The organism is Atopococcus tabaci DSM 17538 (assembly GCF_000429585.1).
Taxonomy (GTDB): Bacteria; Bacillota; Bacilli; order Lactobacillales; family Carnobacteriaceae_A; genus Atopococcus; species Atopococcus tabaci.
This window is the reverse complement of record NZ_AUCD01000086.1, coordinates 1-8,403: the sequence shown is the minus strand read 5'-3', so window position 1 is coordinate 8,403 and position 8,403 is coordinate 1. Positions and strand designations below refer to the sequence as shown.

Sequence of the window (8,403 nt, the reverse complement as noted above, 5' to 3'; positions counted from 1 at the left end):
CCGGTTTCCCGGAGTTATCCCGATCTTACAGGCAGGTTGCCCACGTGTTACTCACCCGTTCGCCACTCATCCGCGCTCTGCAAGCAGAGCGCTTCAGCGTACGACTTGCATGTATTAGGCATGCCGCCAGCGTTCGTCCTGAGCCAGGATCAAACTCTCGTAAAAGTTTGTAGCTCATTTGTTTGTTGCAATTGTTGCAGAACATTGTTCTGCGGGTGTTGTCTTGATCGTGTCAAGACTCCCTGCACATTTGGTCGTTTTGCTTTGTTCAGTTTTCAAAGGTCCACTTCGTTGCTGTTTTTGTTTCAGCAGCAACTCTTATACTATACTATCTTTCCGTATAGTTGTCAACATTTTTTTCAATTTTATTTTAGCGATTTTTGTTCGCTTTTTTGTAAAGAAGAAAGTTTGTGTCGCACAATCATAAATTCTAGCAGAAGACTTTCGCCCTGTCAACAAGTTTTTTTGATTGTTTTTTTGTGTGCCGCCGTTCAGCAGCAACGTTTTATACTATATCAGCTTTGTAAATAAAAGACAAGCTTTTCTGTAATCTTTTTGTAGTTTTTTCGTTTTTCTTCCAACTTATCAGTTGTGACCACTTTTGAACACTTGAATCAGGACAAGGAACTTACTCTTTTCCCCAGTTTTGTTCGATGAATCCCGCACGGCCCGATCCTCGGTTGTACATCTTATAATGCAACGGGTTCTTTCTATAGTAGTCTTGATGATAGTCTTCTGCGGGATAGAACGGCTGCGCCGGTTCGATGGACGTGACAATCGGACGATCAAATCGGCTGCTGTTTTGCAGCGCCTCTTTTGACGCTTCTGCTATTTTCTTTTGTTCTTCGTTATGGTAAAAGATAACTGGTCGATACGAAGAACCTCGATCGGCGAATTGTCCGCTTGCATCCGTGGGGTCGGTCTGGCGCCAATAAATTTCTACTAAGTCTTTATAAGGCATCTTCTCGGGATCGTAAGTGATTTGCACCGCTTCAGTATGGCCGGTCATCCCCGTAGTGACTTGTTGGTACGTAGGATTTTCAACATGCCCACCGGTATATCCCGATACTACGTTCTCGATACCGGGAAGTTCATCAAATGGGTGAACCATACACCAGAAGCAGCCACCCGCAAATGTCGCCACTTCAAACTGTCCGTTATTCATATTCATTCCCACTTTCTTCCATATCATATGAAGAGTTTTTTACTGATAACCCTTTCATACGCTACAGATTATTATAACACTTGATATATTAAAAGGAAATTCATTTGATTGGAGAAAGGAGTTTTTTACAACAGGGAAACGATAAAAGAACCCCATCCGCAACGATGGGGTTCTTTGCTTTTTTACTTCGTGATTTCAGTGACGCCATTCATGTATGGAACCAGGACTTCAGGAACTTTCACTGATCCGTCCGGTTGCTGGTAGTTTTCTAAAATGGCGGCAACTGTTCGGCCGACTGCCAATCCTGAACCGTTCAATGTGTGTACGAAATCGACCTTTCCGTCTTCTTCGCGGCGGTAACGGATTTTTGCCCGGCGCGCCTGGAAGTCTTCCGTGTTGGAGCAGGAGCTGATTTCCCGGTACGTTTCTTGAGCGGGGATCCATACTTCAATGTCGTAGGTTTTCGCAGCAGCGAAGCCCATGTCTCCCGTGCACAACGTAATGACCCGGTACGGCAGGTTCAGTTTTTGAAGGATGTTTTCGGCGTTGGCCGTCATCTTCTCCAATTCTTCATAGGACTCTTCCGGTTTGCTGAACTTCACCATTTCCACTTTGTTGAACTGGTGGAGACGGATCAATCCGCGGGTATCCCGTCCGGCGCTTCCTGCTTCTGAACGGAAAGACGGAGACAGGGCCGTGAAATAAACCGGCAAGTCGGATTCATTCAAAATCTCGTCTCGGTAATAGTTGGTCAACGGCACTTCCGCGGTTGGAATCAATGTCAATGGCTGACCTTTGATTTGGAAGACATCTTCTTTGAATTTCGGGAATTGGCCGGTGCCGAACATCGCATCGTCATTCACCAAGTATGGAGGCAGCACTTCTGTGTAGCCGTGTTCTTGTGTATGCACGTCAATCATGAAGTTGTAAATCGCTCTCTCCAAACGTGCGCCCAAGCCTTTGTAATAGAGGAAACGGCTCTGCGCTACTTTTGCACCGCGTTCAAATTCCAATATGCCTAGTTCCTCGCCGATTTCCCAGTGAGGTTTCGGTTCAAAATCCATTTCAGTCGCTGTTCCCCAGCGGCGGACTTCCACGTTATCGTCTTCGTCTTCTCCCACAGGCACCGATTCATGCGGCAAGTTCGGCAATCCTGTTTCGATGTCGTACAGCTCTGCTTCAATTGCTTCCAGTTCGTTGTCGATCTGCTTGATGTCCGCTCCGACTTGGCGCATCTCCGCGATTTGCTCGTCGGCATTTTCTTTGTTGCGCTTGCGTTGGGCGATTTGATCGGATACTTCGTTGCGCAGTCGTTTCTTTTCTTCGGATTGCTGAATCAGTTCCCTTCTTTTTTCGTCCAATTCAACGTACCGTCCGAGACTTTCTTTTTTCACTCCACGGGTCTCAAGCTGTTCCACAACGGCATCAAAATCATGGCGCAGTTTCTTTCTGTCCAACATAACAATCGCTCCTTTTTCTATTTTTTTGCGAAACAAAAAAACAGCCTTCCATCTCTTCTTATATAAAGAAGGGACGAAAGACTGCTCTCCGCGGTGCCACCCTTATTTGGAGACATTTGCTGTCTCCACACTCATCAGGGTAACGGCCTGGCACCGAAACAACTTAACGGCAGAAAGCCGGTTCGCTGTTTACTTCGCGTGAGGGATTCAAATGGAGGAAGGATCAGTTCACACCACCCACTGACTCTCTTAACCATCATCCATTTTACTATTTCACGCTATAAACGTTCGCATATGTGATTGTGCCTTTATTTTACTCAACTTGCCTGCTTTCGTCAACGAAAGACTTGTTCTTTTATCGGTTTAACCAAACCGGGAGAACAACCCGCCGAAGAAATCTTTAACTGAGTTGAACACCACTATAAAGAAGTTGGCTTTTTCGACATCTGCTCCTGCCACAGCTTTGACGGCCTGGCCTTCTGCGTCTTCCTGCAAGTAACCCAAGTCGTCGCCTTCATAAGATACATAAAACGTACCGACTTCTGTTCCTTGTTTGACCGGCGCTTCGATGCGGCCTTCTTCATCTACCACATCTGCATTCGGTTCGAACGTGATGACCATATCTTCTGCTGAAACATTTTTCGGTACAACCAGTTCCACTTCAGCCCCTGCTGCCAATGGAACGGTTTCTTCTTTACCGGAAACGACTTCCAGCGGTTCCACGTTGTCGATGAGTTGATTTTCTTCCAAAGCCGTCACGCGGTCAAAACTGCTGAACCCGTAATCAAGCATTTTGTCTGTTTCTTCAAAACGCTGGCCTTTGTTTGTTTGGCCGTCTCCCGCTCCCATGACGACTGTGACCAAACGGGCGTCGCCGTCTTTCGCTGTACCGGTGAACGCGGCTCCGGCGTACTCGGTGGTTCCGGTTTTCAATCCGTCCACATCGTCACGTTCCCACAGCAAACCGTCCAGCATCCAGTTCCAGTTCTTCATCAAGATGGCATCCTCTGCGCCTTCACGGAAAACTTTTTCAGGGATGGAAGATGTTTCCAACACTTGAGGGTAGTCTTCCAGCAAACGGGTGGCAACGGTGGCGATGCCTCTGGCAGTCATCGAGTTTTCATCCGTTTCAGAACTGCCGGGGTAGTGGTTCCCGAGTAGGTATTCGTTGTTCAGCCCGGTTGTATTGTACAGTGCATAGTCGGTGATGCCCCATGATTCCACTTTTTCCCGCATCATGTCCACAAATGCCGGTTCGCTTCCGGCGATGGCTTCCGCGATGGCGATGGTGGCCCCATTGGCAGAATAAATCGCCATCGCTTCATAGAGTTCTCTGATGGAATATGTTTCATCCACTCTGAGCGGCACATTGGACAATATGTAGTTTTGGCTGACTTGGTGTGCGTACTCACTGATTTTCACTTGTTGGTCCCATGTGACGTCGCCGTTTTCGATTGCTTCAAACAGAATGTATTCAACCAGCATCTTCGTCATGGATGCGATTCCCAGCTGTTCGTCGCCGTTTTGGTTCATCAATACTTTTCCGGATTCCATATCCATCATAAAGGCGGCGTTGGCTTTCACTTCAGGCGCTGCTGCAGAAACGACCATGCCGTTTGTTGTGGGAACGAGTACTCCAGCAGCCAATCCTGCCGCTGCCCACTTTTTCCATTTTGTCATTCTTTTCTTGCTCCTTCATCTTCATCTCTTATTCTGTCTTATTTCGTATGCGTTAACTAGGTTGTTTAGAACAGATGAAACTACTCTGTGTTTATCCTTTGTTTATGTTACTGAAAGAACTAGAAAAAAACAACTCCTTTTTCGTCCGCAAACGCTAAAAGAGTTGTTTTTCATAAACTTTTCATACTTTCTGGATGTTCAGTCAAAGAGCTCGGATTCGTAAGTTTTTTGACGGATATACAACGGCAGCAATAAATGAAACTGAGTCCACCCGTTTTCTGTCTTGGCTTGAATCGTTCCGCCGTGCAGTTCCACGATGCTTTTGGCAATGGCTAGCCCCAGTCCTGTCCCGGATGTTTCTTGCGAGCGGGATTCTTCGCCGCGATAAAATCGTTCAAACAGATGGCGCAGCGATTTTTCGGGAATCGGCTGCCCGTTGTTGCTGACAGTGATCTTGGCTTGCGGTCCTTCCTGCCCCACATCGACCAGGACTTTGTCTCCATCTTTTCCGTACTTGAATGCGTTCGTCAGGAGGTTGTTGAAGACCCGCACCAATTTTTCAGGGTCTCCCCGCATCATCAGCCGCTCAGGGGAGGCATGCACGCTCAGTTCCATCCCTTTCTCAGACGCTTCCAATTCAAAATCAGCCGCCAGCTGTTCCAACAACTGCACGATGTCAAAATCGGTGATGTTCAGCGGCGTGGTGGTCTGACGGACTTTGGTGTACTCAAACAAATCATCCACCATCACTTTCATTTGTTTGGCTTTTTCATAAGCCGTGTGCGTGTATGTGGTCAATTCTTCGACCGATTGGTAACGTCCCTCTTCCACCAAGCTGAGGTACCCGATGATGGAGGTCAAAGGTGTGCGGATGTCATGGCTGACATTGGTGATCAATTCGTCTTTGGATTGTTCGATCCGCCGTTCTTCTTCCATCGCTTCCAATGTACTGTCCACCAGCATGTGAATGCTGTCGACCACTTTTTTCAAATCCCCGCGGTACTGTCCGCGGATGCGGTGGGTGTAGTTGCCTTGTGCGATGTAATGCAGCTCATCAATAATGTGTTGCAGCTCATACTGGCGATGACGCCGTTTCAAACGCCAGTACACCACAGCCACCACCATGGTGATCAAAATGACAAGGAGGAACGGCGCAATCGTCATCAACTGTTCGGTTTGCAGACGTTCCAGGAAGTCGCCGAAGAACCAGATTGATTCAAAATAACCAGAAAAAGTCTGCAGTACCCAACGCAGAATGACGAATACCGCAAAGTATACCAAGATGATGATGCCCGTGGTAATGACAGCTTCCATCATCAACCGGATTTTTTCACGCCTTTTCAGGTCCATACGCCTTCCTTCTTTCTCTATCGGTTCTCGATTTTGTATCCAACACCCCAGACGGTTTGGATGACTTTTTCTCCTCCCGTCGCTTTTTCAATTTTATCCCGCAGATGGCTCACATGCACCATGACGGTTTTGGCAGACACCACACTTTCCTGCTGCCACACGCGTTCAAAAATTTCATCCGCACTGAACACACGGTTGGGGTTGTTGGCCAGCAAGTGCAGGATTCCGAATTCCAAAGCGGTCAACTGAATCGGCACTCCGTCCACCGTCACCACTTCATGGGAATCTTTTCGTATGATGAGCGGCCCCACTTCCAACTCGTCCGCCACGTGGGAGGCTTGACTGTACGCTGTGCTTCTCCGCAGCAGCGATTTGATACGGGCCATGACTTCCAACGGGTTGAACGGTTTGACCACATAATCATCCGCCCCGTTGACCAGTCCTTTGATTTTGTCCACATCCGTGGTTTTCGCACTCAACATCAATATAGGGACTTGGGAAGATTGACGGACTTCTTTTACCACTTGAATGCCGTCTTTTTTCGGCATCATGACATCCAATACCATCAAATCGATTCCATCTGTTTCGTACATCTGGTCCAAGACTTGCTGCCCATCGTAAGCTTTCAAAACGGTGTGCCCTTCGTTTCGGATATAAATTTCCAACAGGTCCACAATCTCTTTGTCATCGTCCGCGACCAAAATGTTCATCACTGTCCCTCCTTTCATTCTCTTCCTTTCTTCCATTTTACCATGTTCCAACAGAGCCAATTTTTAAGAATTCATAAAAGTGGGCAAACAAAATCGCCGGCCATCTTCACACAGACTGCCGGCTTTTCTTAATGATGGTGGTCGATATGATTGATGAAATCTTCCGGGTTGTAATCAGGGTTGCGTTTGAGGGTGAAGCGGTCGGGCACTTTGTCGACTCCGCCCCGCACAATCGGGTTGCAGCGGAGAATCCGTGCGGCTCCCATCAACGCTCCCTTCAACGCTCCGTGTTTTTCCAAGGCTTGGACGGTATACGTTGAACACGTCGGGTAATAGCGGCAAGAAGGAGGAAACAAGGGCGAAATCGCCTTTTGGTACCCTCTTACTATCGCTATGAGGATTTTCTTCATGATCAGTGGTGCTCCTCTCTGTACAATCCTTGCCTGTCAGCGCAAGGAATCGTCGCTTTTATTATAACAAGCGTTCTCGGTTTGTAAAGAGAGGGGAGGATGAAAAAACGGGTGGAGTCCATAAACAGACTTTACCCGTTTCTGTGTGGTTTAGCGGTTCACCGCCGCGTTATGCGTCATGATGCGTTCGGTTTCTTCAATAGAGAATGGATTGATGTCGCCGGAAACACTGTGCTTCAAGCTGGAGTATGCTGTCGCAAAGTTAACCGTATAATCCGGTTTTTGTCCACTCAAAATTCCGTGCAGAATTCCGGAAGCAAACGCGTCTCCTCCGCCGATTCGATCGATGATGTAGTCGATGTCGTGTACTTTGGAGTAATACGTCAACCCCTTCACCCACATGGTTCCCTGCAACGTGTTGTGTGTCGCGGAAATGACGTTACGGATGGTGGAATAAATCACTTGGATGTTCGGGAACATCTGGTGAATTTGTTCATAGTAATAATTCAATTCATCACTGACGCCTTCTTCGACTTCCGGGATGCCCAATAAGTTAACCGCATCCAATTTAGCGGCCGACAAGTAATCCACATGCGGCAAGACTTCTTTCAAGAACGCCGATGCTTCTTCTAATGACCATAGTTTCGAACGGTAGTTTACGTCAAAGTTGATTTTCAATCCGCGATTTTTCGCTTCCTTCTTTGATGATGACTTTGCTCACTTCCCGCATGTCCGGAGACAATGCCGGCGTGATGCCTGTGATGTGGAGCATGGTTTTTCCTTCAAAAATCTTGTCCAAGTCCACTTCGGACAGGGTCATTTCTGCGACGCTGGACCGTGCGCGGTCGTAAATCACCGTGGAAGCCCGTTCTCCAGCTCCATGGTCTAAGTAGTAACTTCCCAGGCGCTCTCCACCGCCCAATACCAAATCAATGTCTACTCCGTACCGGCGCAAGTGGTTTCTGAGCCCGATGCCGAGCTGGCTTTCAGGAAGTTTGCTGAAAAAGCTTGTTTTGTACCCCAGGTTGGATAAATTGACTGCGACGTTGGATTCGGCTCCCCCGTAATGAATGTTCAATGCTGCGGCATCATTAAAATGCACGCCCAGCGGAGTCGATAGCCGTAAGAGAATCTCACCAACACATAAAATATGTTCTGCCATGTCTTCAACCTCTTTTTCAATATTCCAATACCATTACCCTTTAACCTTACCTGTTTTCCGTTTAAAATGCAATCGATTTCGTAAAGCTTCAGAAACCGGTAAACCACTTGGCACATCTGACTTTCTCAAAAACCTTGTAACCGCAACCTTTATACGTGAAAATCCATATTTTTCACGCTGGTTTCTTTTGAAATCGAGTAGGAGATAAATGATTAATTCATTTATCGTCCTCTCACACCACCGTACGTACGGTTCCGTATACGGCGGTTCAATATCTTAAGTAAGCAGACTCTGCCAGGTCTCGTAGTGAAACTACGTTCCACCGGTAGAGTCTTTTCGTTGTAAGCACCCAATGAACTTCAGGTGTTTTTGACAGTCTCCAGTATTTCTTTCTAGAGTAACCAATGCGTTTAGCACTGTCCATATCTAGACCTAAACGCATTAATCTGCTAATCTTAGTACGTGG

The 8,403-nt window shown here is 47.3% G+C and carries 8 protein-coding genes, 1 rRNA gene and 1 other annotated feature; all 9 genes read right to left on the bottom strand.

Annotated elements, in window-relative coordinates:
- A 16S ribosomal RNA gene (locus tag G470_RS0110565) occupies positions 1-165 on the bottom strand; the annotation flags it as partial.
- A 463-nt stretch (positions 166-628) separates the two neighbouring features.
- On the bottom strand, positions 629-1,165 hold the full coding sequence (msrA, locus tag G470_RS0110560; RefSeq protein ID WP_028274780.1) for a peptide-methionine (S)-S-oxide reductase MsrA: 537 nt from the start codon (positions 1,163-1,165) through the stop codon (positions 629-631).
- A gap of 182 nt (positions 1,166-1,347) precedes the next feature.
- A complete protein-coding gene (serS, locus tag G470_RS0110555; protein ID WP_028274779.1) occupies positions 1,348-2,625 on the bottom strand; it encodes a serine--tRNA ligase in 1,278 nt (425 codons plus the stop codon).
- A gap of 66 nt (positions 2,626-2,691) precedes the next feature.
- Positions 2,692-2,910 (bottom strand) — a binding site (T-box leader).
- A gap of 78 nt (positions 2,911-2,988) precedes the next feature.
- Positions 2,989-4,305, bottom strand: coding sequence for a serine hydrolase (locus G470_RS0110550; protein ID WP_028274778.1), 1,317 nt, complete (start codon positions 4,303-4,305; stop codon positions 2,989-2,991).
- A gap of 198 nt (positions 4,306-4,503) precedes the next feature.
- The gene (locus G470_RS0110545; protein ID WP_205617928.1) at positions 4,504-5,655 is read right to left on the bottom strand and encodes a sensor histidine kinase; all 1,152 of its coding nucleotides are present in this window, start codon (positions 5,653-5,655) and stop codon (positions 4,504-4,506) included.
- Positions 5,656-5,672: 17 nt separating this feature from the next.
- Positions 5,673-6,365, bottom strand: a complete 693-nt coding sequence (locus G470_RS0110540; protein WP_028274776.1) for a response regulator transcription factor — start codon at positions 6,363-6,365, stop codon at positions 5,673-5,675.
- Positions 6,366-6,493: 128 nt separating this feature from the next.
- Complete coding sequence (gene yidD, locus G470_RS0110535) at positions 6,494-6,775, bottom strand: membrane protein insertion efficiency factor YidD (RefSeq protein WP_028274775.1); 282 nt, start codon at positions 6,773-6,775, stop codon at positions 6,494-6,496.
- 150 nt (positions 6,776-6,925) lie between these two features.
- Positions 6,926-7,453: a PfkB family carbohydrate kinase gene (locus tag G470_RS15045; RefSeq protein WP_276202789.1), complete on the bottom strand. Its 528-nt coding sequence runs from the start codon at positions 7,451-7,453 to the stop codon at positions 6,926-6,928.
- On the bottom strand, positions 7,437-7,937 hold the full coding sequence (locus G470_RS15040; protein ID WP_276202788.1) for a PfkB family carbohydrate kinase: 501 nt from the start codon (positions 7,935-7,937) through the stop codon (positions 7,437-7,439). Before G470_RS15040 ends, G470_RS15045 begins: the two co-directional genes overlap by 17 nt.
- Positions 7,938-8,403: the final 466 nt, after the last annotated feature.